This is a genomic window from Nonomuraea sp. NPDC049028, from assembly GCF_043197735.1.
GTDB lineage: Bacteria > Actinomycetota > Actinomycetes > Streptosporangiales > Streptosporangiaceae > Nonomuraea.
Map to the genome: position 1 here is coordinate 338,405 of NZ_JBICTR010000007.1, position 24,081 is coordinate 362,485.

Sequence of the window (24,081 nt, forward strand, 5' to 3'; positions counted from 1 at the left end):
ACCAGCGCGTGTCGCCGTCCTGAGGAAGACGTGCACACTTGACCGAATCGCTGGTTACCTTTGAAACGTGCGCGGTGATCTGCTTGACCTCATATTGATCGGCCTCGTGATCGCCTTCGGCGTCTCGGGTTACCGGCAGGGCTTCATCATCGGTGCCATGAGCTTCGTCGGCTTCGTCGGCGGGGCGGTGCTCGGGGTCTTCATCGCGCCCCCCATCTCCAAGGCGGTCGTCGACGGTGACACGCCGCAGGCGTTGCTGGCCATCGTGATCGTGTTCCTGGCCGCGACGATCGGCCAGTTCGCCTCCTCGACGATCGGCGCCGTGGTGCGCAGCCATGTCACCTGGGAGCCGGCCAAGGTCGCGGACGCGGTCGGCGGTACGTTCGCCAGCGCGCTGTCTGTGCTGGTGATCGCCTGGCTGATCGGCTCGCTGATCGTGTCGACGGCATTCACCCCGCTCGTCGACCAGGTGAAGAACTCCATGCTGCTCACCACGGTCGACGACTCGATCCCGCAGACCGCGCGCAACTGGCAGCAGCCGTTCAAGAAGTTCATCGACCGGTCGGAGTTCCCGCCGGTGTTCGACGCCATCGGCGCGGGGCAACTCGTCGACGTGCCGCCGCCGGCGCGCAGCATCCTCCAGGGCGCCAAGCTCGAACGGGCGCAACGGGCCATCGTCAAGGTCCAGGGCAACGCCGAGAGCTGCAACAAGCTCATCGAGGGCACCGGCTTCGTCTACGCCAAGGACCGGATCATGACCAACGCGCACGTGGTCGCCGGTGTGACGCGTGACCTGCAGGTCCTCGCCTACGACAACAAGCGTCACCCGGCCACCGTCGTGCGCTACAACCCGCAGCGCGACATCGCCATCCTGTACGTGCCGGGGCTGGGCCTGCCGCAGCTCTCCTTCGACGGCGAGGCGGAGAAGGGCGAGAACGCCATCGTCGCCGGGTTCCCCAAGGGCCAGGGCTTCACGGCCGAGCCCGCCCGCATCCGCAGCCAGCTCAACGCCGAGGGCCCCGACATCTACCGCAGCCGCAACGTCACCAGGAAGGTGTACGCGATCCGCGGCAAGGTGCTCCCCGGCAACTCCGGCGGCCCGCTCCTGACCGTCAACGGCCAGGTGTTCGGCGTCGTCTTCGCCGCCGCGGTCAGCCAGGAGGACACGGGGTACGTACTGACGGCCAACGAGGTCAGGCCAGACGCCGACCAGGGCCGAAACGACACCACCCCGGCAGGCACGCAGGAGTGCGACTAGCCAGGCAGCTGACTGAGGATCAGCTCGATGGCCTGCGCCGGGTCGCTGTCGTCGCTCAGGCCCGACGCCGCCCGTCCCACCGAGTCGTACGGCACCCCGTACGACTGCACGCGCGCGGCACCCCGGCTGAAGAGGGTCAGCGCCCCGCGCCCGTTGCCGCGCTGCAGGTGCGTCAGCCCGACGCAGATCTGCGCCAGCCCCTGCCACAGCTCCCGCTCGTCGTCGGGGGCGCACTTCCAGCGGCCCTCGAACACCTCGTGGGCGTTGAACGGCAGGCCCTCGCTCAGGAAGCGGCGCCCGTCGGACAGGGCCTGCGGCGTGGTGGGCGCGTAGTCGTCGGGCACTCGGTCCACACCGGTCGAGCCGTAAGGCATCGGTCGGCCATAGGCGTCGCGTGGCCGGGCGTTGCGCGGCTTGCCTTCGGGGTCGCGGTCTCTCATCGGCCAGGCTCCGAATCGGACAGCCAGCCGATCAGCTCGGCGTCGAACACGTCAGGGGTCTCCTCATGGGGGAAGTGGCCTGCGCCCTCGATCAGCCGCCACCGGTATGGGGCGGCCACGTAGCGACCCGAACCGAGGGCCGTACGCGGCAGCACCCGGCGGTCGAGGGCGCCGTGCAGGTGCAGAGTGGGGGCCTCGATCTCGGCGCGCATCGTCCTGGCGAAACGCAGGCCGTCGGGGCGGAACTGGGAGCGGCCGAACCAGCGGTGATACTCCAGCGCGCAGTGGGCGACGGTCGGGATGCGGATCGCCTCGCGATAGACGTCAGCGGTCTGCTCGTCCGGCCAGCCGGGCCCCGACCAGGCGTCGAGCATCTTGCTGACCAGCGAGCCGCCGTTACGGGTGAGCCGGTGTTCGGGCAGAAACGGCACCTGGTAGCCGATCGCCGGGCTGGTCGCCCTCAGCTGGCCGAGCGGGTCGGTCAGCAGCGACCTGCGCAGCCGCAGGGGGTGCGGCGCGGACACGGTGACCAGCCGGTGTACGCACTTGGGGTCGAGCACCGCCATCGTCCAGGCGAGCAGCCCGCCCCAGTCGTGGCCGACCACGATGGCCCCGGTCTCGCCGAGCGCCCGGATCAGGCCGCTGGCGTCGCCGGCCAGTGTGGGCAGGTCATAGCCGCGCGGCGGCTTGTCGCTGCCGCCGTAGCCACGCAGGTCCACCGCGGCCGCGCGGTATCCCGCCGCCGACAGCGCCCGCAGCTGGTTGCGCCATGTCCACCAGAACTGCGGGAACCCGTGCAGCAGCAGGACCAGCGGCCCCTCACCTGCCTCCACGACGTGGAAGCGGGTGCCGCCGGCGTGCACCTGCCGGTGCTTCCACGGTCCCTCGATCTGGACGACCGACTCGTCAGGTGCCATCACTGGTCACCGGCTCTATCTCCTTCTCCGGACTGGCGATCTCCTTGAGTCCCTTGATCGACCTGGCCGTACGCTTCATCCCGGCCAGCCCCTTAAGCCTACGGATTCCGATGAACACCAGCAGCCCGGCCACCAGTAGATAGAAGACGGTGACGATGAGGAAGGCCACCCAGTTCGGCAACCATTGGGCGAGCACGTAGGCGATCGTGAACGAGGCCAGGATCAGGCACAGGTGCGCCATGAAGGCGGCGGCGGCGAACAGGCCGCCGGCCGTGCCGACCCGCTTGGCGTCGAACCTGAACTCGGCCTTGGCCAGCTCGATCTCCGAGCGGATCAGGGTCGAGATCTGATCGCTCGCCTGGGCGACCAGCGAGCCCAGGGATTCTTCCTCGGGAGTCTGGGGCATGAACGTCTCCTATCGAGGCCTGGTGGCCGTGTCAAACATCATCCAGCGCGATGCGCCGCTTGCGCATCCGTACGTGAAGCAGTAGCGCCGCCAGGACGGACGCGGTGAGGCTGGCGAACAGGATCCCGGTCGTCACAGCGTCGACCCGCTCCCGGTCGGCGCCGAACGCCAGATCGCCGATCAGCAGCGACACCGTGAACCCGATCCCGGCCAGCAGCGACACCGCCGCCATGTCCCGCCAGTGGAGCTCTTTGGACAGTTTCGCCAGGCCAAGCCGTACGGACAGCCAGGCACCGCCGAACACACCCACAAACTTCCCGATCACGAGCCCGGCTATCACTCCCAGAACTACCCGATCGGAGAAGATACCGCCGATGCTGGAGCCGTCGAGCTTCACCCCCGCCGACAGGAACGCGAAGACCGGCACCGCGAGGCCCGCGGAGATGGGGCGGAGATAGTGGTCGGCGGCCTCCGCCGGGGAGCGGGTCTCGTGCTCTCGCGTCGTGACGCGGGTGAGCAGGCCGAGCGCCACTCCGGCCACGGTCGCGTGTACGCCACTGGCCTCCACCGCGTACCAGGCGCCTACGGCCAGCGGCAGGTACATCCACAGCCGTCCGGCGCCCGAGCGCTGCAGGACCCAGTAGACGGCGATCAGGGCGGCGCCGGCCAGCAGCATGAGGAGGTTCAGATGGGCGGTGTAGAAGGCGGCGATGATGGTGATGGCGCCGAGGTCGTCGACGACCGCGCTGGTCAGCAGGAACGCCCGCAGCGCCGGAGGCATCGAGCTCGCGGTCACGGCCAGCACGGCGAGGGCGAAGGCGATGTCGGTGGCGGTGGGAATCGCCCAGCCACGCGCCGCGCCCGGCGCTCCCCAGCTCACCGCGAGGTACACGAGCGCGGGCACGGCCATGCCACAGAGGGCGGCGAAGATGGGCAGTACGGCCTTACGCAGGTTGGCCAGCTCCCCGTGGACGAACTCCTCCTTGACCTCCAGCCCCGCCACGAAGAAGAAGATCGTCAGGAGGCCGTGCTGCGCCCACTCGTAGAGCTCCATCGGGCCGAACGCGGTGTGCTGGAGCGCGGTGTAGCCCTCATGGGCGACGTTCGCCCAGATCAGCGCGGCGACCGTGGCCGCCAGCATGACGATGCCGCCGATCGTCTCGGCACGCAACGCCTCGGCCACGGTACGGGCGTAGCGAACGGTCGGTTGGAAAGGCCACATTTCGGCGGTTGGGCGCACGAGGTCTCCTTTGGCGGCTGTCGCGAGGATCGCTTCCCCGTGACGCCGACCCGACTTCCCGGCACACCGATATCCACCCTAACCCGGTAACCGGCCAAGAATGCGCACGTCACGGCGCCCGACCCTGTGCGAGATCTGAGGCCGCCCGCCACCCACGGCGGGTGGCCTCAGATCGCCGTCCTGTAGAGGAGCGGGTTTCGCCTTTCGCCCTTCGTTTCCCCCGTCAGTCTTCGCTCTTCGCCGACGGGAGCTTCTCCGAGATGAGGTCCATCACCGTGCTGTCGGCCAGCGTGGTGACATCGCCCACGCTCCGGTTCTCCGCGACGTCCCGGAGCAGCCGGCGCATGATCTTCCCCGAGCGGGTCTTGGGCAGCTCCGGCACCACCAGGATCTGGCGCGGCTTGGCGATGGGCCCGAGCGCCTTGGCCACGTGATTCCGCAGCTCAGAGGCGATATCGGCACCCTCCTCCGCGGCGCCACGCAGGATCACGAACGACACGATGGCCTGCCCGGTCACCGGGTCGGTCGCGCCCACGACGGCCGCCTCGGCGACCTTCGGGTGGCTCACCAGCGCGCTCTCCACCTCCGTCGTGGAGATGTTGTGGCCCGAGACGAGCATGACGTCGTCGACGCGGCCGAGCAGCCACAGGTCGCCGTCGGAGTCCTTCTTGGCGCCGTCGCCGGGGAAGTACATCCCCTCGAACCGGCTCCAGTACGTCTCGATGTAGCGCTGGTCGTCGCCCCAGATCGTCCGGAGCATGGCCGGCCACGGCTCGCGTACCACGAGGAAGCCGCCGCCCCCGTCGGGCACGCTGTTGCCCTGGTCGTCGACCACGTCGGCGCTGATGCCCGGCAGCGGGCGCATCGCGGCGCCCGGCTTGCCGCTGGTGACGCCCGGCAGCGGGCTGATCATGATGGCGCCGGTCTCGGTCTGCCACCAGGTGTCGACGACCGGGCAGCGGTTGTCGCCGATGTGCTCGCGGTACCAGACGTACGCCTCGGGGTTGATGGGCTCGCCGACCGAGCCGAGGATGCGCAGGCTGGACATGTCGTACTTGGCGGGGATGTCGTCGCCCCACTTCATGAACGTCCGGATCGCCGTGGGGGCGGTGTAGAGGATCGTGATCTTGTACTTCTGCACGATCTCCCAGAACCGGCCCCGGTGCGGGGTATCCGGAGTGCCCTCGTAGATGACGCTGGTCGCGCCGTTGGCGAGCGGGCCGTACACGATGTAGGAGTGTCCCGTCACCCAGCCGATGTCGGCGGTGCACCAGTAGATGTCGGTCTCCGGCTTGAGGTCGAAGACCGCGTGGTGCGTCCAGGCCGTCTGGGCCAGGTATCCGCCCGAGGTGTGCAGGATGCCCTTGGGCCGGCCGGTGGTGCCGCTGGTGTACAGGATGTACAGCGGGTCCTCGGCGTCGTGCGGCTCGGCGGTGTGCTGGTCGCTCTGCCGCTCGACCAGGTCGTGCCACCACACGTCCTTGTCGTTCGTCGCCACGTCCTGACCGGTACGCCGTACGACCAGGACGTGCTCGACCTGCGGGCACTCGGCGACGGCCTCGTCCACGGTCGGCTTGAGCGCCGAGGGGGCGCCGCGGCGGTAGCCGCCGTCGGCCGTGATGACCACCTTGGCGTCGGCGTCGTCGATGCGGCTCTTCAACGCGGTCGCCGAGAACCCGCCGAACACCACCGAGTGCACCGCGCCGATCCTGGCGCAGGCCAGCATCGCGATCGGCAGTTCGGGGATCATCGGCATGTAGACGGCGACCCGGTCGCCCTTGCGTACGCCGAGCTCCAGCAGGGCGTTGGCGGCCTTGCTGACCTCGGACTTCAGGTCGTTGTAGGTCAGGGTGCGGGTGTCGCCCTCGGGCTCACCCTCCCAGTGGTAGGCGACCTTGTCGCCGCGACCCTCTTCGACGTGGCGGTCCACGCAGTTGTAGGCGACGTTCAGCTCGCCGCCGACGAACCATTTGGCGAACGGCGCGTTCCACTCAAGCGTGGTCTCCCACCGCTTGGCCCAGGTCAGCCGGTCGGCCGCACTCTCCCAGAACGCGAGCCGGTCGGCCGACGCCTCGGCGTACGCGGCGGAGGTCACATTCGCCGCGGCCGCCAGGTCGGCCGGCGGTGCGAACCGGCGGTTCTCCTGCAGCAGGTTCGACAACGCCTGGGGCTCGTTGCCAGGGGTTTCCGGGGCCACCTCGTGCTCCTTCAAGGGCCAGATCGGACAGGTCGAGTCCCACTCCACCAGCTCACGTGCTCCGCACACAAGAGGTCTAGACAGGTCTGTACATGTGGCGCCGCGAGGGTGATCCGGTTATCAACGGGACTAACAACTGCTATTGAACTGTTGTCATTTTGGCACCACACCAATATGGAACGGGCCAATGGGTGGGTTTATTGGGTCCCCCGCTAGGGTGGAATGCCGTGAGTGATCCACTGGCTGTCATCGCGGCACTTCCCGGCGTTCCCGAGGCGGTGGAGGAGGCCAGGAAGGCCGTCGACGGGCTCTATCGCCATCGCGTCCTGCGCCGCGCGAGCCCGGCGGTCTCGGCTGAGTCGTCCCTGCGCGGGGCGCGGGCCTCGGCGGCCATCGAGGGCGTCGACGTACCTCTGGACGAGCTGCGCCGGGGCTCGATCGAGGACCCCGTCGTCCAGGGCGCCCTGCGAGCGTCGGCGGAGCTGGGCCGGTTGGGCGCCACTTGGCGCAAGGCCCCCCGCCAGGTGCTGGCCCGCCTGCACACGGTCGCCGCGGCCGGTCTCACGGACGCACTCGGCCGCCCGCGCACCGAGGACCAGGAGCTGGCGGCGCGTCTGGAGAGCCTGTTCGGGCTGCTCGAAGCGCCCACGAAGGCGCCCGCGCTCGTCCTGGCCGCCGTCGTTCACGCGGAGCTGGCCGTGCTGCGGCCTTTCGGTACGGCCGACGGCGTGGTCGCGCGCTCGGCCGGACGGCTCACGCTGGTGGAGTACGGGCTCGACCCGAAGTCGCTGGTGGCCGTCGAGGTGGGGCATCTGGAGCTGGCTTATGCCGATGGCCTGCGGTCGTACCTGACGGGGTCACCCGAGGGGGTGGCGGAGTGGGTACGACATTGTGCCGCCGCGGTCACCCTCGGCGTACGCGAGACGACCGCGATCTGCGAGGCGCTGCAGAGGGGTTGAGCTGCAAGAGAGGCTGGTCAGCGAGGCGCTGACCTGCGCGGTGCCGCGGAGGGGCCGATCTTGGGGCGCCGCAAGGGTCCTGACATAGCTGACGGCGTCTCAGTCATGAGACGCCGTCTGCCGATACGTCACACCGGGTTACCAAGCGTGCACCTCTATTCGTCGGAGCGGGACAAGCCCGTCACGACGCGCCTCCCGCGGCTGGTCGCGCGTGGGTGCCTGGTTGACGCACCCGGACAAGTGGTCCGTGTCCCCTTTGTACGACGGATCCGCCCTGATGGGAACCCCTAGAACCAAGACCTTTACCCGTGCGGGGCTCTGCGGGGGTGAAGATTTCGGGGGCCCGTGGGTTTTGTTACGGTTATCAACCTGTGACGATCACGCAGAGTGATCTGCTTTATGTGATCGTTATGGGAGCACGAAAAAAACTTGGCGAAAATGCGAGATTGCTCCTCGACGAAACTCGAGTCGATCGGGCAGCATACGGGGGTATCTCCGGAAACTGGGGCGACTGTGCATGGGTTTGGTCTGCCAGTCTCTTGCCATGCTCCGGTCAAGTGATGAAAGCTTTCTTCTGAAACGGGACCGGCTCTACCCCCCCGGAGCCGGACCGATCAGGCGACCCCCGCTCTCCCCCCCGGCGGGGGTCGCCCCATTTCTGCCCGGGGCCGTTTCCGGGTGGGTCCCTCTGCACCTGGATCCGCCCTGAGGGCCGCGCGTCGTCGCACAGGGACTCGCGCCTTCAGGCCGGTCGTCTGTTATCCACAGGGACTCCCCACCTCGAGCCCTCTCATCCACAGAACCACGTTCGGTGGCCCGCCGCCCCACCCTCGCGACGCATGGTGTACCTCCCGATCCGCAGATCAGGAGGCCCCTCATGCACCGCCCACTGGTCATCACCGAAGACCGCGACCTGCTCGACGACCTCGTCCGCATGGCTGCCGCAGCGGGAGCCCAGCTCGACGTGGCCCACGCCCCAGCCCACGCGCGCCCTTTCTGGAACCTCGCGCCCCTGGTGGTGATAGGCGGCGACCTGGCCGACGCGGTGGCCGCCACCTCACCACCCGCCCGAGACGGCGTGCTCCTGGTCACCCGCGGCCCTGAAGATCCCGACAGCTGGCGACGATGTGTGGCCGTGGGCGCCCAGGCCGTCGTCGACCTGCCGGGAGGTGAGCGGCGCCTGGTGGAGGAGTTCGCCGACGCCATGGAGCCCGATCCCCGCTCCGGCGTCGTGCTCTGCGTCATCGGCGGCCGGGGCGGGGTGGGAGCGAGCGTCCTGGCGGCCTGCCTGGCCCTGCGGGCCTCCGGCGACCGCCTGCGCACACTGCTGATCGACGCCGACCCACTGGGCGGCGGCATCGACGCGTTGCTGGGGCAGGAGGAGGCCACCGGCGCGCGCTGGGGAGACCTGGTAGCCCGCGAAGGCCGTGTCGGCTCGGCAGCCCTGCGGGCCGCGCTGCCCGCGTTCGGCGACCTGACGGTCCTGTCCTTTCACCGCGGAGAGGTACGGGCGATCCCCGCCCAGGCCATGCGCTCGGTGCTGGAAGCCGGACGCCGCGGCTTCGACGTGGTGGTCGTCGACCTACCACGCCACCTCGACCCCGCCGCCGTCGAGGCACTGACCAGGGCGAGCGGCACGCTGCTCGTGGTTATGGCCGACGTACGCGGCGTGCTGGCGGCCGCCCAGGTCCTCACAGCGGTAAACCAGCACACCTCGGACATTCGCGCGGTCATCCGTCCCGGAATCCTCGACGACGCCGTGGTGGCCAGTTCCCTCGGCATCCCCTCCGCCGGCCACCTACCCGAGCAGCCCCGCCTCCCCACCACCCTCAATCGCGGCGAACTCCCCAAACTCGGCCCCCGCACCGTCCTCGGCGCCCTCTGCACCTCCCTCCTACGCGACCTACTCCCATCGTGACCAGCCAGACGAACCCCCAGCACCCCCTACGCCCTGACAGGTCCGCTGCGCACGGTCTTCAGTTGTCCGCAATGAGGAGCGCGGTGACGTCCGCATCCGTGCCCACGCCCACCCCCACGCCGGCGCCGACGCCCACCCCCATTCCCACCCTCGCGCCGACGCCGTTGCCGACGTGGGCGTCCGGGTCCGTACTCGGGCTCCCATCCGCGTTCGTGCCTGCGCCCGCATCAACAATCTCTGTACTCGCGCTGGGACTGCCGGAACTGCTGGAGCGGACAACAGAGGTGAGCCCATGAATGCAGGAGGCGTGTCACCCGAGCTGATCGAGGCCGTCCGCGTACGGCTGGCACGGACCGGCGTCGAGCCCAGCGCCGCCCAGGTGGCAGTAGCCCTACGAGCCGAAAAATCCGTCTACGGCGACGCGGAGATCCTTGCCGTTGCCCGATCCCTTTGCGCGGACCTCATAGGAGCCGGCCCCCTGGAGCCCCTCCTGGCGGAGCCCGACGTCACTGACGTCCTGGTCAACGGCTCTCGCGAGGTATGGGTCGACGACGGCCACGGTTTGCGCAGAACCCCAGTGACGTTCGCCGACGACGGCGCCGTCCGCAGACTGGCCCAACGCCTGGCCGCCGCCGCGGGCAGACGCCTGGACGACGCCTCGCCGTACGTGGACGCCAGACTGGCCGGAGGCGTACGCCTGCACGCCGTCCTCCCACCCATCGCCTCAGGAGGCACCTGCGTGTCGCTGCGCCTGCCACCGAGACGTACATTCACGCTGCCCGACCTCGTGGCGGCGGGCACGATCCCGCAGTCGGCGGTACCTCTGCTGACGGCCATCGTGACGGCCAGGCTGGCGTTCCTGGTCACAGGTGGCACCGGCACAGGCAAGACAACGCTTCTGTCCGCGCTGCTGTCACTGGCCGATCCGGGTGAACGCCTACTGCTCGTGGAAGACTCGGCCGAACTCCGCCCGCTCCACCCTCACGTCGTACGCCTGGAGTCCCGTCCGTCAAACCTCGAAGGTGCCGGCGGTGTCGGCCTACGAGACCTGGTACGCCAGGCCCTGCGCATGCGTCCCGACCGAGTCGTGGTCGGAGAGGTCAGGGGCGCAGAGGTGGTGGACCTGCTGGCCGCCCTGAACACCGGCCACGAGGGCGGCTGCGGCACCCTGCACGCCAACGCGGCCGCCGACGTACCGCCACGGCTGGAGGCGCTGGGCTGCGCGGCGGGCTTGAGCAGGGAGGCCGTGCACAGCCAACTCGCCGCCGCCCTCGATGTGGTCATCCACCTGACCCGCAACCACTCCGACGGCCGCCGCCGCGTAGCGGAGATCTGCCTTCTGTCGAGAACCCCGACCGGCTTCGTCGAATCCTTGCCCGCCCTGACCTTCGACGCGCACGGCCGACCCCAAACCGGGCCGGGATACAACACCCTGGCGCAGAGAACGCCTCCGTAACCACCCTCCAAACCAGCTCCTACCCCCACCCATCCCACCCACCGGCACCCTGCCGCCACCCATCCCACCCACCCCCACCCGTGCCGCCAGCCATCCCACCCACCCGCATGCGGACCTCCACCCACCCACCCATACCTCCACCCACCATCCACCTGTACTTCCACCGGTGAGCTTCACCCGAGCAGACCCGCGACGAGCGAACGGAGGCCCAAAGCCGTGATCGCAGCCTTGGTGGCCGCATTGTCCACAGCAGCCGCCGTATGGCTGTGGACCGGCCCGAACACCGCCACAGCCCGCCTCAACAGGCTGACCTCAGTCCGCGAGCCATTCCCGCAGCGATCCATAAAGCACCTGATCACCCGCCCCAGCCCAGCCCGTCGCGCCGACGCCTGGCGTCAGGCATCGATCGAACTCTGCCAAGCCCTCTCAGCCGAACTGACCGCAGGCCGTACTCCGGGCGAAGCCCTCACCAGAGCGATCACCGCAGTCGACTTCCCCGACCCGGAAGCCCTACGCCCGGTGGTGGCGGCGGCAAGAGATGGCGGCGACGTGTCCACAGCCCTTCTGTCAGTGGCCCCCCAGCAGGGCGGCGAGGGACTACGCCGCCTGGCCGCCTGCTGGAACGTCAGCGTGACCGTAGGCGCGGGACTGGCAGCCCTCGTCGAGCGTGTCGGCAGCACGTTACGTTCAGCCCAAGCTCACCGCCGGGACGTCACGGCACAACTGGCAGGCCCACGCACCACTGCGAGAATGCTGGCCGCGCTCCCTGCCCTGGGCCTCCTCATGGGAAGTGCGCTGGGCATGCGCCCGCTCGCCTTCCTCTTCGGCAACCTCCCCGGCCTCGCCTGCCTCACGGCCGGAATCGCCCTCGACGCCTGCGGCCTGTGGTGGACCCACCAGATGGCAACTCGCGCCGAAAACTCATAGCGACGCCCGCTCCACCACCGCCCGCCCGGATCTCCGTCGCCCGCCCGGATCTCCGTCGGACGATCACGCCGCTCCGTCGGACGATCACGCCGCTACCTCGGACGATGACGGCGCTACCTCGGGTGATCACGCGGCTCCCTCAGATGATCGCGCGGCGCAACCAACCGGAACGGACCCCAGACGATGTTCGAGCTGCTCTCCGCAGTCTGTGCCTGCGTGGCGACCTGGCTGTGGATCCCCCCGACAACTCCGGCCGAACGCCTGACCCGCCTGCTACCACCAGAAGCCGCCCCCCAACCCGGGCCGAGGGCAGGCATGCCCCTGCACCCGACCGGAAGACACCTGCACCCACCCGGAAGACATCTACACTCACCCGGAACACACCGACTCCCGAACTCAGGCTCCACGGACCCGGATGCCGACACATTCGCCCCACCGACCTGGCTAGATCACCCCGCGGCCTCACCTCGCCGCATCAACCGCCGCACGCTGGTCGGAGCACTCGGGACCGCCCTCATCACCGCCCTACTCATAGGCGGGGGAGCCGGACTCATAGCCGCTCTGCTCGCCACCCCCATCGTCGGCGTGATCCTGCACAGACAAGTCGACCCGGAAACCCGCCGAGACAGCAAAAAGATCACCACTGACCTGCCGTTCGCCGCCGACCTGATGGCAGCTTGCCTCCTCGCCGGGCAGCCGGTCAGCGCAGCCACCGAGATAGCGGCTGGCGCGTTGGGCGGCCCGCTCGGCCAACGCCTGTCGTGGGTGAGCCGGCAACTCCGACTGGGCGCCGACCCTGACCCCACCTGGGCCTTCCTCGCCCAAGAACCCGCCACGGCACAACTGTCACGAGCGATGAGCAGAGCGGCTCAGACCGGCGCCCCGGTTGCCGACGTCCTGACGCGCCTTGCCGACGACGCCCGCCAATCCACCCGCACCACGTCTGTGGCCGCAGCCAGGAGCGTCGGCGTGAAGGCGGTAGCACCCCTCGGCCTCTGCTTCCTACCGGCCTTCGTCCTCCTGGGCATCATCCCCGTCGTCGCGGGCCTCGCCACCGCCATCACCGTCCCCTAACACCTAGTGACCCATCACCGAACGTTGGACAGGTAGTCGATCTTGGACGCGAGCAAGGCACTTGCGTCAGGTGTCAACGGGGGAAGGTCTGCCAGATGCTGTGGGCGGACCCAGCCATCACCCCAGGCGATCTGATCCGTCGCTTGTCGCTCAATATCGGCTTCTTCCTTGATCACGAAGTACGGCAGGCGCCCGGCTACCGTCCCGACCTGGCCACCCTGGACGCCCAGCGGGAGCGGATCGTGCTGGCCGGCGGCCGGGACTCCCGCCAGCACTTCCCCTACCGTCCCGGCCTCGCCCTGGCCGACCGCTGGGGGAAACCCATGATCGATTTCCCGGGCGACCACACCGGCTACTGGTCCCAGCCCGACGAGTTCGCCGCCACCCTCATCGACGTCCTGACCAGCCCGACGACCTAGGGCCACCGAATCTGGAAGGCCTGATTGATTACAGGCGCGGAACTCATCAGGCTGGCCGCTTTTTCGATGGTGGGAGGTACTCGCGCGGATCTGGCTCGTCTGGAGCGTGAGCTGGACAGCCGCCGTTACCCCGACGCCGCGGCGTTCGGGGCCTGCATCGCCGCGCTGATCACGGTCATCTGCCTGGCTCGGTGCCCGCCTTCTGGCTGGTCGAACGCCAGGTTCGCCAAGTACTGACCGCACGAGGCGTCACCAAGGCCCGACGGCTTGTATGCCGGTCAAACTGCTGTCCCCACTGGTCGGCTCATTCTGGAGGCGCCAGCCGGCATCCGTCAGATCCTGGGGATCGGCCAGTCACCACCGAGCATCCCGCAGTCCACTGGCCTGGACCTGCTCGTCATCGATCGACGAGACCTCCGCTGAAGATCACTCACATGCGAAAACGGGGCTAGCCGTCGACGATCACACCTCCGAGCGCAGTGCGGCCGGCCGGGGTGGCGACGAGTTCGACCGTGATGGTGTCGCGCAAGTGCGCTCCGAGGACGTCGGCGACGGCATCGGTGACGGTTCGTACAAGCTTGGCAATGAGCTCGTCGCTGTCGGGACGGTTGAACGCCGCCTCGCGGATGCCGAACATGATCGCGGGTGGCGCCTCGTCGACTGGCTTGCCCCGCAGACCCAGTCGTCCGGCGGGTACGCCGTCGAGGTGGATGACCGCGATGTCGCGCGCCCACTCGCCGTATACGTCGACCACCGCGTCGGTCAGCGCGGCAATCAGGGCCGTTTCGTTGCCCTGCAGCTGTGACTCCAGGACCCGGACCGTCAGGTGTGGCACGATGGACCTCCTGTTTGTTCCTAAATTAGCTTTAATCTCAAAGGTAATTGGTGAAGCGCCAGATGGTCAACAACGCGGACGGCATGACCACTGACCAGGCGGTGCGGTTCATGCTGCTGCTGATGCCCAGGATGGTCGGGCGAGCCAAGCGGCTGCCCGTCCCAGAGGCACTGCGGACGCTCGATCTCGCACCCCGCCACCTGTCACTGCTGGCCTATCTGCAGTACGACGGGTCTCTCACGGTGAGCCAGCTGGCGGAGCGACTGGAGATCGCTCCGACGACCGTCAGTCTCATGGTGGGTGACTTGTCTCGCCGCGGCGTCCTGACACGGGAAGAGGATGATGCTGACCGGCGACGACGGGTCGTCGCGATCGCACCGCAGTACGTCGAGCCGATCCGCGAGTGGCTGTCGGGCAGCGCACTGGCGTGGACCGAGGTCCTGTCCGACCTCACGCCGTCCGAACGCGCCACGATCGTGCGGACGATGCGTGCCTACGAGACCGCCTTGGGCAAACGGATGCACGGTTGAGCTGAAGATCACGCATGCGCGGAAAACGCGGCGAGCGCCTCGTCGGTCGTTCAGCCCCGAATTCCTCGATGGCCATCCGAGCTGGCGTAAGAACAGGGCAGTCTTCGCTGACCGGCCCGGCCGGCTCCTCCTAGTCTTGCCTTGGCGGCGCCCGATCGCCAGCGGTGGCCTCGACGCCTACGCGGTGCCCGGTTGCCAGCGGTGACCTCGACGCTTACTGACGCCACCGCATCGCGTAGGAGCACAGCACCACTGTGTCCACCGCTAACGCGACGGATACGCCTCTCACGGCCTGACCTGCCTTGCTGTGCTCCACCCGACGACCCGCACCCCGACGACCGGCACTCGGAAGGCCCGCACCCTGACGACCGGCACTCGGAAGGCCCGCACACGGCTCGTAAGGCCGCCCTGCACGCTTTTGAGGCCGCCGGGCGTCCCAATCAATGGCCGGTTTGGGATGCGTGAACGCCTGCGCGCTCATGAACGCCTGCGCGCTCATTCACACAGGCATGGACATGCACGGGGGAGGGCTGCCGAGCACCTACACGTACCGGATCGACGTCGGGAGCACGCGGAGAGACCAACTGTCGCAAGACGGGCAGCGCGCCCGTAAACCTCCAGGTCAGCCCCCTGCTTATGGGGCAGTCCAACGTTTTCCACAGAACGTCGTTCGGCTCATCCGACGCACGCAGCCTTGAGCCACTGTTGGACCCACGCCGGACGACACCCGGCTCCGATCACCTGGAGGCACCATGCATCATGCGGCAACCACCCCGAACGCCGCCGCCACACCGCCACAAGACCCGCCGACCGCCACACCGCCGCAAGGCCCCCCGACCGCCAAGGCAACCAGCCCAGCCGTCCGCCACCACGGCTGGCTCGCCGACAGGTGGGCCCGTTGTTCGGGACCACACCGCGAGCGCGGCATGTCCACAGCCGAATATGCCGTTGGCACGATCGCCGCGTGCGCCTTCGCGGCGTTGCTGTTCAAGGTGGTCACCAGTCCCGAGGTGCATGAGATGCTCTCGAAACTCATCGACAAGGCGCTCAACACAGCCGGATGACCGCGCCCCAAGCCGCGACCTCCAAGCGCGTGAAACGGCCGACATCAGGTTCGAGGCGGTCGGTGTCGCTCGCGAAGCGATCCGTAGCGCGTCGTAAACGGCCGACATCAGGTTCGAGGCGGTCGGTGTCGCTCGCGAAGCGATGCCTATGGCGTCGCAATTGGCCGACATCAGGTTCGAGGCGGTCGGTGTCGCTCGTGAAACGATTCGTATGGCGTCGTAATTGGCCGACATCGCGGCTGAAGCGGCGGCCGACGTCGCGCGGCTCCGTCACCGCCGAGACCGCTATGGTCCTGCCCGCGCTCATGGTCGTCTTGGCCGCCGCATTGTGGACGATCCAAGTAGTCGGGGTCCAGTTGGAATGCGTCGACGCGGCTCGCGCCGCAGCCCGGGCCGCAGCCAGAGGCGAGCCACTGGACGAAGTGCGCGAACTCGTACGATCCGCCACCCGCCCCAACGCGCAGGTGGACATCAGCCGTAGCCCGGAGAGCACAAAAGTAGAGATCTCGGTGGAGGTACGACCAGCATGGGGAGCGTCCCTGCCCGCAGTACAAGTGGCCGCCTCTGCGACAGCCGACACGGAGTCATGACACGCTGGCGCACCTCGGCGAAGAAGGATCGAGCGGCAACGTTCGTCAAGCGAGCAGACCGGGGCTCCGCGACATTGTGGGGAGTCGCGCTCATGGGCCTGCTCATGGCGGTCGCCACGGCCCTCGCTACTGTGGGCTCCGTACGCGTCGCCCGCCATCACGTACACGACGCAGCCGACCTGAGCGCACTTGCGGCGGCGAGGCTGGCAATCTTCGATCCCCAAGCAGCCTGCGACAGAGCGAAGACCGTAGCCGCGAAAAACGGCGCCCACCTCCTTCAATGCACGCTCACAGGTGAAATCGCGGATGTCCGAACCTCATTGACCATCACTCTGCCCGCCTTAGGAACCCGAACCCTGACGGGTAGGGCCCGCGCCGGCCCAAGCGAGTACCCGGCCTCGGCAGAGCACCCCCACAGATCGCAGTAGGGATGTGGCCTGTGCAGGGTGCGCACACAGTCCGAAGTAGGGATGCGGCCTGTGCGGAGCCCCCACCGACCGGAGAAGGGATGCGGCCTGTGCAGAGCACCCCACGGACCGGAGAAGGGATGCGAGCCATGGCAGGGCGCAACAAGCGGGAGCAGGAACGCAGGCCAGACAGAGCAGGCAAAGGCCGAAGGGTGTGGGCCCGATAGAGCACTCACGACAGGAGTAAGCGTGCAGACCCGGTAGAACGCGACGGCCTGCGGCGGGGTGGACCTGGTGGGGATGCGCACGAGCAAGGCCGACAGGCCAAGTGAACGAAGAGCGGGCGAGCGGGTGAGGAGCGAGTGAGCCGGACGGAGCTCGGTCGGCAGGGACGTCGGTTCCTGCTCGGCCGGAACAGGAATGTCGGTTCCTGTCTCGGCCGGAACGGGACTTCTATACCCGCTCGGCCGGGGTGACCTCCTTGATGACCACGTGCATACGCAGAGGGAAGACCTTGTCCGGCAGTTCTCCTGGCCGGTCAGATCCTTGTGCCACTGAGCAACAGGAAGAGCGGCACGCGGCGGCGGCGCGCCAGTTCGGCCAAGTCGCCGTCGAACCGCTCTTCCTGAGGGGCGCACTCACGTAGAGCCGACAGTGCAAACCCGGCGTTCATCAGCGCATCTACATAGTCCTCAACAGTCCGGTGAAACCAGACGACACTGCCGCCCAACCAGTTCCGCCGCCGTGGCCCCTTGAGGAAGTAGTCATCGACGATCCAGTTCGTGCGCGGCTTTCCCGTCCCGGCGTCATATGAGCTGAGAACGGGATGAACAACCGAAAGAATGATCCGCCCACCAGGCGAAAGGCATGTGTGGCAAGCCGTCAGCACCGCCTCCAGATCCTCGACATAGTGCAGGGCCAGACGAGAAATGATCAGATCGAACGAAGACGGCGGGGCGGAAAAGTCCTCTATGTCCGCTCGCTCGGCTCGCCCACAGGTGCCTCGAAGGGTCGCGCTGGCATCCTCCACCATGGCTGCCGAGCCATCCAGGCCCAGGTAGCTACGGCAGCCGGCGTCCAGCAGAGTCCGCCCGATGGCCGCATCCCCGCAGCCGAGATCCAAAACGCGCAGATCGGTGACCGTGCCAAGGGCATCCAGTAGCGCTGGCTCCTCCATGACGTGGTTTGGGCTCGTTATTCCACTGTGCCGATGGTCGCGATACCTCTGGGAGATCTTGGGTGAGTCGTAGAAGGAGCCACCACGCTGAGATGCAGCAGTCACGATGCGGAGTTTGACATGCTCCTCGCCCTGAAGCGGCGAAGATTCCCGTGCTGCTCACGCAGCAGTCCATGCTGCGCAAGCAGCACGAGCTGTGGAACGGGATGCATGACGCTTCAGTGTGCCACGAACGCGGAAGGTGGGGTTGTTGTGGAGTAGGTGACCTTGCTGGATGCGGTGCTGTGCAGGAGATGAAGGTCTGGCCCTTCGGTGTCGCCCTGCGGGGGGAGACATCAAACCGCCTCAAGCTGCGTTGGCTGAAGACCGTCGTGGTGAGCGTTGAGGAAAAGGCGCACGTGATGCGTCAGGTGGGGACCGGGAAGGCGAGCGTGAGCGAACCGCTGACGACGTGTCGTAACAAGAAGATGACATCGAAACCGGGGCGATGAAGTGGTCTCGGGATGAACCTGGCGGGTGCCCGTCTATTGGCTAGGTGGTGTCCGGCATGGAGGCGGCGCGAGTCCGGTCTGCGGCTTCTGCATGGAACGTGGGAAGGCGGACGCTGACACGTTCTCCCTGGCCATATGCGGCCGGGGAGGTGAGAGGGAGCGCGTCGAGCGGCAGGAACCGTAAGACGTTGAGTACCGTCGCGGCGTCCGCTGGCGGACCGGCTCGTAGTAGTGGTGAAACCCCTGTAATCGGGGTGGAGCGAAGGGGCCGGCTCATCTGTCGATTGTGTTCGCACGAACAACCGGGCGTTGTCTCGGGAGGAAGCGGGTGGGCATGTCGGAACCGCAGGATAAGCCGTTCAAGATTTCGAAGCGGCTGGTGTGGGAGGCATACGAGAGAGTCAAGGCCAGCAAGGGGGCCGCCGGAGTAGACGGACAGTCCATCGCCGACTTCGAAGCGGATTTGAAGAACAACCTGTTCAAGATCTGGAACCGGATGTCGTCGGGGACCTACTTTCCGCCTCCCGTGAAGGCGGTGGAGATACCCAAGGCTGGGGGAGGAGCCCGGATCCTCGGGGTGCCGACCGTGGCCGACAGGGTCGCCCAGACGGTGGCGGCGATGACGCTGGAACCCCGGACGGAGTCGATCTTTCATGACGACTCCTATGGATACCGGCCGCGTCGCTCTGCTTTGGACGCGGTGGCCAAGTGCCGTGAGCGGTGCTGGCGGAAGGACTGGGTGATAGATCTCGACGTCGCCAAGTTCTTCGACAGCGTGCCGTGGGACCTGATGGTCAAGGCAGTAGAGGCCAACATCACCACCGAGCAGCGGTGGGTGCTGCTGTATGTGAAGCGGTGGCTCGCCGCTGCGATCCAGCAGCCCGATGGAACCCTGGCCGAGCGGGACCGGGGAACCCCACAGGGTTCAGCGGTATCGCCGGTCCTGGCGAACCTGTTCATGCACTACGCGTTCGATACCTGGCTGCAACGCGAGTTCCCGACCGTGGAGTTCGAGCGGTACGCCGACGACGCTGTAGTGCACTGTGTGACCGAGCGGCAAGCACGCAACGTGCTGGCCGCGCTCGCGATGAGAATGCAACAGGTCGGGCTGCGGTTGCATCCCGACAAAACCAAGATCGTGTACTGCAAGGACATGCGAAGGCGAGGCTCGTCCCAGCACACGTCGTTCACGTTCCTCGGCTACACGTTCCGTCCCCGCAAGGCCCGATCATCGGGCGGGAAGGCGTTCACGGCGTTCCTGCCCGCGGTCAGCGCGGAGGCACTCAAAGCGATGGGTGAGCAGGTCCGCTCCTGGCGGATCCACCACAGAACAGGAAGCGATCTCGCAGAGCTCGCCACATGGATGAACCCCATCGTGACGGGCTGGATGACCTACTACGGCCGGTTCTACCGGTCGCAGTTGTATCCCCTCCTGCAACGCGTCAACACCTACCTGGCGCGCTGGGCGCGCAAGAAATACCGGCGGTTGCGCTCATTCAAACGGTTCAAAGCCTGGTGGGCCGGGCTCCTCAAGAGAGAACCCGGGCTTTTCCGGCACTGGGCCTGGGAGGGCCAGTCCTACTGGAAAGGGTGAGAAGAGCCGTGTAACAAGAGATTGTTACGCACGGTTCCGTGGGAGCCCAGGGCTGCGATGCTCTGGGCGACCCGACCTGACCCGCCTATCGGCAAGTCTCCACGTCCTGTCACCGCCCGTCCGGCGGCCTCGTTGTACCGATGAATCCAGGAAGTGATCTTACGGTCAGCTTGGTTGTCGCTTGCCCGTTCGATCACGAAAACCTTACCGTACGTGATTGAGCCGTCGCAAACAGTTCCAAGCACTGCACGCTCGCGCCCCAGAGGGCGCTGGCGCGCGGGTCTACACCATCGCGCCTGAAGACGGGAGCACTGGCCCACCTCTTGGTAGATCGATCGGCCGGTATGACGACGCGCTGAGGTGGACGGAGGTGTGGGTGTGCTTCCGTCTTGGCCCCTGGCTTCGTCCTGGCCCTGGCCCCGATCCGGCCCTGGGTTCCGATCCCGGTCCCAGGGCCCAATTCTGGGTCCTCGCCTCGTATGCCCCGACCTGCGCTGGGAGGCTGCGGGCTGTGAGCCTTGGTTTAGGTGGCTCCTGGTTCTGGGCCGGGGAGTGGACCCCGGCCCATGCTGAGGGCTGAGCCTCGCTCCCGCAGAGCAGGGTGGGCCGTTATTTAGCGCATTGTTCGTGAAAGCAGAGGCGTTTTTGACTTCCACGAACAATGTGGCTTGTGGGGCTGCCGGGGCTAGGTCGCAATCGAATTACGACTTCTTAGACAGAGTGTCCAAGAGTTAGATAGCTCACATAAGGTGCCGCTTACTCGTGAGTCCATGCCGTCTGGGGCCGGAGTCTGGGATAGCCCGGACCTGAGCCGTTAGGGTGCGGGTTCAGGGGCGGTCGGTGATCGACATCGGCCAAGCGGACTGCATTCCGGTCGTCGCGTGAACGCCCCAGGGTGGTCAGGCGGCGCGAGGCTCTCTATGGAGGGAAGCGCCGTGACGGTTGGCAGAGCGATAGTCGCGACGGCGGTCGTCGCGGGAACCATCGTGCTCGGTGGGTCCGCTCAGGCGGCCGTGGTGGCGCGGCAAGGTGCGGGCCCGGGGGAGATCACGTCTCCGTCCGACGGTCAGGTGGTCACGAGTGGATCCGTGCCGATCTCAGCGCATACCGGGTTAATGCAGCTCAACATGGGCGTGTACGTGGAGGGCCCCTCGACCACCAGGCAGAAGGTCGCCGGTGGGGGTGCCAACCAGACGATTTCCGGGACGTTCGACGCGGGCAGCGCACCCAACGGGACCTTCAACGTGGTCCTCAAGGGTGAGATCACCGGCAGCACCTACGCGACGAGCACCTTCAAGCTGAGGCGGCCCGCCGCCGCGCCGGACAACGTCGCCGCGGCCCTGCAGGGGGCCGAGAAGATCGTGGTGACCTGGAGCAAGGGCTCGGAGCCGGACCTCCAGTCGTACGAGGTGGCAACCAGCCAGTCCGGCATTGTGGGCAGGCTGCCCGCCGACAGCGCCTGCTCCGGATCATCGTGCAAGGCCGTGCTCGCCGTACCGACCAAGGCGGCCGGGCAGCGGGTGGGCTTCACCGTGAAGGCGTTCAGGGGCGACGGCGATGGCGGGTCGATCGAGTCCGGCAATTCTGGCGCCGCGTACGTGACCATCCCCGCACCACCGGCCGCCCAGCCGAAGAAGACGGCCACGAAACAGGAGACCACGGGCACCAAGAAGGGCGTCGAGACCCTCCCTACGCTGCCCGTCAAGAAGCACGCGCAGTCCACGGTCGCGCCCACGCACAAGGCGACCACGACGAAGAAAACCGACAAGCTCCCCGCCATGCCCGACACCGACCCCAAGGGCAATCTCCCGATCCCGACCGCCGACACGACCGGAGATTCGAGCAGGACCGACGGCCTCGCTCCGAACGGCTCCACAGGCGACGCCGACTCTGCTGCCATCGATTCCAAGGTGAAGGCCCAGTCGTCGGAGTCGGCCGCCGGAGGCATCGGCCAGTACGGCCTGTACGTCGCAGGCGGGCTCGTCTTGCTGCTGCTGGCCGCGCACGGAGGCGCGTGGGCGCGTCGCCGGTCTCTTGCCGCCGCTGGTGCTGGGGGTTCGGTGCCGCACTCGGCTGCCGCTTCGCCAAGTCTCGGCATTTCCGCTCAACCCAGTACGGATAGCGTCCCGCCCACCGCTTCGGTCCCCCGACGCCCTGCCGTGGTGCTGGCAGTCGCCAAGGTCCGACCGGCCAGTGAGCATCCTCGTACGCAGTCCCCTGAACAGTCCCGCGCGCCGGAGCGGTCGGGTGCTCAGGTGTCTGAGCGTTCGCGCGGGTCAGAGCGGCTTGGCGCCCAGGCTCCCGGAGCCTCGCGTACGCCACCAGGACGTTCCGGTGCGCAGACGCCCGCACGGTCTCGCATGCGGGCACTGGAATCCCACATGCAGGCGCTGGAACAACCTGGCTCGGCGGCGTCCGATCGACCCAGTTCGGGGGTGTCCGATCGGCCCGGCCCGGGAGCACCTGGGCTGGAAGCGTCCACCCTGGGAGGGTCCACTCCAGGGGCTTCCGGTCTGGGGGTGTCCGATCGGTTTAGTCAGGGGATTGCTGGTGTGGCCGGTTCGGGCGGCTCCGATCGGTTCGATCCAGGGGCGTCCGACCAGTTCGGTCCGGAGATGTCCGACAGATCTGGTCGGGGGGTTTCCGACAGGTTCGGTTCGGGTGGGTCCGATGGGTTCGGTTCGGGTGGGTCCGACGGGTTCGGTTCGGGTGGGTCCGAACAGCTCGGTGTGGTGTCGTCCGATCGCTTCAACTCGACAGCGTCTGGCCTGCTGGCCACGCCGTCCGCAGCACGGCGTCACGCAGAGGGGCCGAGTGCCGGTCGGGCTAACGGGCCGGTGCCGGGGCAGGCTCGTGCGCAGGTACGCGCCGCCCTCCCGCTGCACCTCAGCGACGCCGATATGGGGGCTGCTGATCCGGATGACTGGGCGTCCGGCGAGCAGGATGGCCCGGCGGGCGCTGGACAGGCTTCCTGGTTGTCCGGCGAGCAGGATGGCCCGGCGGGCGCTGGGCAGGCTTCCTGGTTGTCCGGCGAGCAGGATGGCCAGGCGGGCGCTGGGCAGGTTTCGTGGGTGTCTGGGGAGCGGGATGGCCGGGCGGATGCCGGTCGATATGACCGGGTTTCCGTTGATCAGGATGGCTGGAGGGGAGCGGCTCAGGGTGATCGAGAGCCTCTCGACCAGTCCGGTCGGATGCGTGCTGAGCTGGACGGTCGGACGGTCCGTCAGGAGCCCGTACGGATCGCGCTGCCCAGCTCGGCCGTGATCGAGGTGCCCGAGTCGGCCGCCGCCGTCACGCCGCCCGCAGTACGGATCGAGGAGCGTTGGGACGACTACCTGCCCCCTGCGCCCAGGGCGATGGAGGACAGTGGCTTCTGGGAGCGTCCGCAGCCCGGAGCGGGTGACTTCTGGGCGGCTGACGACGACGAGAACGCCTTCGCGGGCCACCGCCATCGCGGCGGCGACAGCTAACCCACGACCAACCCACCAAGCCCTCCGAAGGAGTCGGCCGGTGGGGAGCACTTGCCTCGGCCGGCGCTAGCCCTTCGGCGGGTTCCTCCGTGTCGAGGGCGTGCCTGATGCGACCGGTCTTGCCGAGATCATCGGTATGCCGTCGGACTTTGAGTCCCTGGCATGGGCACTGATGTGGTGGGTGAGGTCATCTGGCGCAGCGAGCAAGCCGTTGTTGAGCCGAGGCCGGACGGGCTCTGTTGTGCGTCAAAGGGCTGCGGATCCTTGTGAATCCTGAGTCTGGTACTGGCCGGCGTACTCGGCGGTGGGAACGGTGGGTGTGATGACGTCGATGAGCACTCCGTTGGGGTCGGCCACGATGAAGTGCCGCTGCCCGAAATCCTCGCTGCGCAGTTCGAGCACGGCCGGCAGACCTCCCCGTACCACGAGCCGTTCCCACTCCCCGTCCACGTCCTCGACCTCGAAGTTGAGCAGCAGCCCCTGAACGTGTGCGCGGTGGCCCTCGGGAAGCGTCGGATGGCGGTGGTCGAGAAGCGCGAGCTCGTAAGGCGGGGTCCCCGGCCGGCGCAGGCTCACGTACCAGTCCGCCTCGAACGTCGCCTCGAACCCGAACCACCCGACATAGAAGTCCCGGGACTCCTGCAGCAGGGAGGTGCAGAGGACCGGATAGAAGCTGGTCAGCATTACGGAAAGCTCCTTCGCATACCGTTGG

24 protein-coding genes are annotated in these 24,081 nt (G+C 67.7%); 15 read left to right on the top strand and 9 right to left on the bottom strand.

Going from position 1 to position 24,081, the window contains the following annotated elements:
- Positions 1–67 precede the first annotated feature (67 nt).
- The gene (locus tag ACGFJ2_RS28765; protein ID WP_357653652.1) at positions 68–1,258 is read left to right on the top strand and encodes a MarP family serine protease; all 1,191 of its coding nucleotides are present in this window, start codon (positions 68–70) and stop codon (positions 1,256–1,258) included.
- On the opposite strand, the gene ACGFJ2_RS28770 is transcribed toward ACGFJ2_RS28765, so the two are convergent.
- The 5 genes from ACGFJ2_RS28770 to acs form a co-directional block, all read right to left on the bottom strand.
- Positions 1,255–1,698: a DUF309 domain-containing protein gene (locus ACGFJ2_RS28770; protein ID WP_357954485.1), complete on the bottom strand. Its 444-nt coding sequence runs from the start codon at positions 1,696–1,698 to the stop codon at positions 1,255–1,257. The two genes, ACGFJ2_RS28765 and ACGFJ2_RS28770, sit on opposite strands and share 4 nt — an antisense overlap.
- Positions 1,695–2,615: an alpha/beta hydrolase gene (locus ACGFJ2_RS28775; protein ID WP_357954487.1), complete on the bottom strand. Its 921-nt coding sequence runs from the start codon at positions 2,613–2,615 to the stop codon at positions 1,695–1,697. The genes ACGFJ2_RS28770 and ACGFJ2_RS28775 overlap by 4 nt, the downstream gene beginning before the upstream one ends.
- Positions 2,605–3,021, bottom strand: a complete 417-nt coding sequence (locus ACGFJ2_RS28780; RefSeq protein ID WP_357954489.1) for a phage holin family protein — start codon at positions 3,019–3,021, stop codon at positions 2,605–2,607. The genes ACGFJ2_RS28775 and ACGFJ2_RS28780 overlap by 11 nt, the downstream gene beginning before the upstream one ends.
- A gap of 31 nt (positions 3,022–3,052) precedes the next feature.
- Entirely contained in the window at positions 3,053–4,261 is a 1,209-nt protein-coding gene (nhaA, locus tag ACGFJ2_RS28785; protein ID WP_357954491.1) for a Na+/H+ antiporter NhaA, read from the bottom strand.
- Between the two features lie 223 nt (positions 4,262–4,484).
- Positions 4,485–6,458 carry an acetate--CoA ligase gene (gene acs / locus ACGFJ2_RS28790; RefSeq protein WP_357954493.1) on the bottom strand — a complete coding sequence of 658 codons (1,974 nt, stop codon included), beginning with the start codon at positions 6,456–6,458 and terminating at the stop codon, positions 4,485–4,487.
- A 227-nt stretch (positions 6,459–6,685) separates the two neighbouring features.
- On the opposite strand from acs, the gene ACGFJ2_RS28795 reads away from it, so the two are divergent.
- From ACGFJ2_RS28795 to ACGFJ2_RS28825, 7 genes are all read left to right on the top strand, one after another.
- Positions 6,686–7,417: an oxidoreductase gene (locus ACGFJ2_RS28795; protein ID WP_393473386.1), complete on the top strand. Its 732-nt coding sequence runs from the start codon at positions 6,686–6,688 to the stop codon at positions 7,415–7,417.
- Positions 7,418–8,294: 877 nt separating this feature from the next.
- Positions 8,295–9,335: a septum site-determining protein Ssd gene (gene ssd, locus ACGFJ2_RS28800; protein WP_393473389.1), complete on the top strand. Its 1,041-nt coding sequence runs from the start codon at positions 8,295–8,297 to the stop codon at positions 9,333–9,335.
- A gap of 292 nt (positions 9,336–9,627) precedes the next feature.
- A complete protein-coding gene (locus ACGFJ2_RS28805) occupies positions 9,628–10,791 on the top strand; it encodes a TadA family conjugal transfer-associated ATPase (protein WP_358180312.1) in 1,164 nt (387 codons plus the stop codon).
- Between the two features lie 216 nt (positions 10,792–11,007).
- Positions 11,008–11,718, top strand: a complete 711-nt coding sequence (locus tag ACGFJ2_RS28810) for a type II secretion system F family protein (protein WP_393473392.1) — start codon at positions 11,008–11,010, stop codon at positions 11,716–11,718.
- Between the two features lie 585 nt (positions 11,719–12,303).
- Positions 12,304–12,792: a type II secretion system F family protein gene (locus ACGFJ2_RS28815; protein WP_393473395.1), complete on the top strand. Its 489-nt coding sequence runs from the start codon at positions 12,304–12,306 to the stop codon at positions 12,790–12,792.
- 143 nt (positions 12,793–12,935) lie between these two features.
- Positions 12,936–13,211: a hypothetical protein gene (locus ACGFJ2_RS28820; RefSeq protein ID WP_357954505.1), complete on the top strand. Its 276-nt coding sequence runs from the start codon at positions 12,936–12,938 to the stop codon at positions 13,209–13,211.
- Positions 13,212–13,277: 66 nt separating this feature from the next.
- On the top strand, positions 13,278–13,448 hold the full coding sequence (locus ACGFJ2_RS28825; RefSeq protein ID WP_357954508.1) for a hypothetical protein: 171 nt from the start codon (positions 13,278–13,280) through the stop codon (positions 13,446–13,448).
- Between the two features lie 211 nt (positions 13,449–13,659).
- Here ACGFJ2_RS28825 and ACGFJ2_RS28830 read toward each other — a convergent pair whose 3' ends face one another.
- Positions 13,660–14,046 carry a tautomerase family protein gene (locus tag ACGFJ2_RS28830; RefSeq protein ID WP_357954511.1) on the bottom strand — a complete coding sequence of 129 codons (387 nt, stop codon included), beginning with the start codon at positions 14,044–14,046 and terminating at the stop codon, positions 13,660–13,662.
- A gap of 50 nt (positions 14,047–14,096) precedes the next feature.
- Between ACGFJ2_RS28830 and ACGFJ2_RS28835 the strand changes: the two genes are divergently transcribed.
- A complete protein-coding gene (locus ACGFJ2_RS28835; RefSeq protein WP_357954513.1) occupies positions 14,097–14,576 on the top strand; it encodes a helix-turn-helix domain-containing protein in 480 nt (159 codons plus the stop codon).
- A gap of 752 nt (positions 14,577–15,328) precedes the next feature.
- Positions 15,329–15,640: a DUF4244 domain-containing protein gene (locus tag ACGFJ2_RS28840; RefSeq protein WP_393473400.1), complete on the top strand. Its 312-nt coding sequence runs from the start codon at positions 15,329–15,331 to the stop codon at positions 15,638–15,640.
- Here the strand turns inward: ACGFJ2_RS28840 and ACGFJ2_RS28845 are convergent.
- Positions 15,624–15,914: a hypothetical protein gene (locus ACGFJ2_RS28845; protein ID WP_393473403.1), complete on the bottom strand. Its 291-nt coding sequence runs from the start codon at positions 15,912–15,914 to the stop codon at positions 15,624–15,626. The two genes, ACGFJ2_RS28840 and ACGFJ2_RS28845, sit on opposite strands and share 17 nt — an antisense overlap.
- A 13-nt stretch (positions 15,915–15,927) precedes the next feature.
- Between ACGFJ2_RS28845 and ACGFJ2_RS28850 the strand changes: the two genes are divergently transcribed.
- On the top strand, positions 15,928–16,230 hold the full coding sequence (locus tag ACGFJ2_RS28850) for a TadE family type IV pilus minor pilin (protein ID WP_358180330.1): 303 nt from the start codon (positions 15,928–15,930) through the stop codon (positions 16,228–16,230).
- Complete coding sequence (locus ACGFJ2_RS28855; protein ID WP_357954518.1) at positions 16,227–16,658, top strand: Rv3654c family TadE-like protein; 432 nt, start codon at positions 16,227–16,229, stop codon at positions 16,656–16,658. Before ACGFJ2_RS28850 ends, ACGFJ2_RS28855 begins: the two co-directional genes overlap by 4 nt.
- Before the next feature lie 517 nt (positions 16,659–17,175).
- On the opposite strand, the gene ACGFJ2_RS28860 is transcribed toward ACGFJ2_RS28855, so the two are convergent.
- The gene (locus ACGFJ2_RS28860) at positions 17,176–17,814 is read right to left on the bottom strand and encodes a class I SAM-dependent methyltransferase (RefSeq protein ID WP_393473408.1); all 639 of its coding nucleotides are present in this window, start codon (positions 17,812–17,814) and stop codon (positions 17,176–17,178) included.
- Between the two features lie 152 nt (positions 17,815–17,966).
- Here ACGFJ2_RS28860 and ACGFJ2_RS28865 point away from each other — a divergent pair, with 152 nt between their 5' ends.
- From ACGFJ2_RS28865 to ACGFJ2_RS28875, 3 genes are all read left to right on the top strand, one after another.
- On the top strand, positions 17,967–18,305 hold the full coding sequence (locus ACGFJ2_RS28865) for a hypothetical protein (protein WP_393473411.1): 339 nt from the start codon (positions 17,967–17,969) through the stop codon (positions 18,303–18,305).
- Between the two features lie 334 nt (positions 18,306–18,639).
- On the top strand, positions 18,640–19,899 hold the full coding sequence (ltrA, locus tag ACGFJ2_RS28870; RefSeq protein WP_393473985.1) for a group II intron reverse transcriptase/maturase: 1,260 nt from the start codon (positions 18,640–18,642) through the stop codon (positions 19,897–19,899).
- A 935-nt stretch (positions 19,900–20,834) separates the two neighbouring features.
- Positions 20,835–23,369 carry a hypothetical protein gene (locus ACGFJ2_RS28875; protein ID WP_393473414.1) on the top strand — a complete coding sequence of 845 codons (2,535 nt, stop codon included), beginning with the start codon at positions 20,835–20,837 and terminating at the stop codon, positions 23,367–23,369.
- A 246-nt stretch (positions 23,370–23,615) separates the two neighbouring features.
- Here ACGFJ2_RS28875 and ACGFJ2_RS28880 read toward each other — a convergent pair whose 3' ends face one another.
- Complete coding sequence (locus tag ACGFJ2_RS28880; RefSeq protein ID WP_357954524.1) at positions 23,616–24,053, bottom strand: VOC family protein; 438 nt, start codon at positions 24,051–24,053, stop codon at positions 23,616–23,618.
- Positions 24,054–24,081 lie beyond the last annotated feature (28 nt).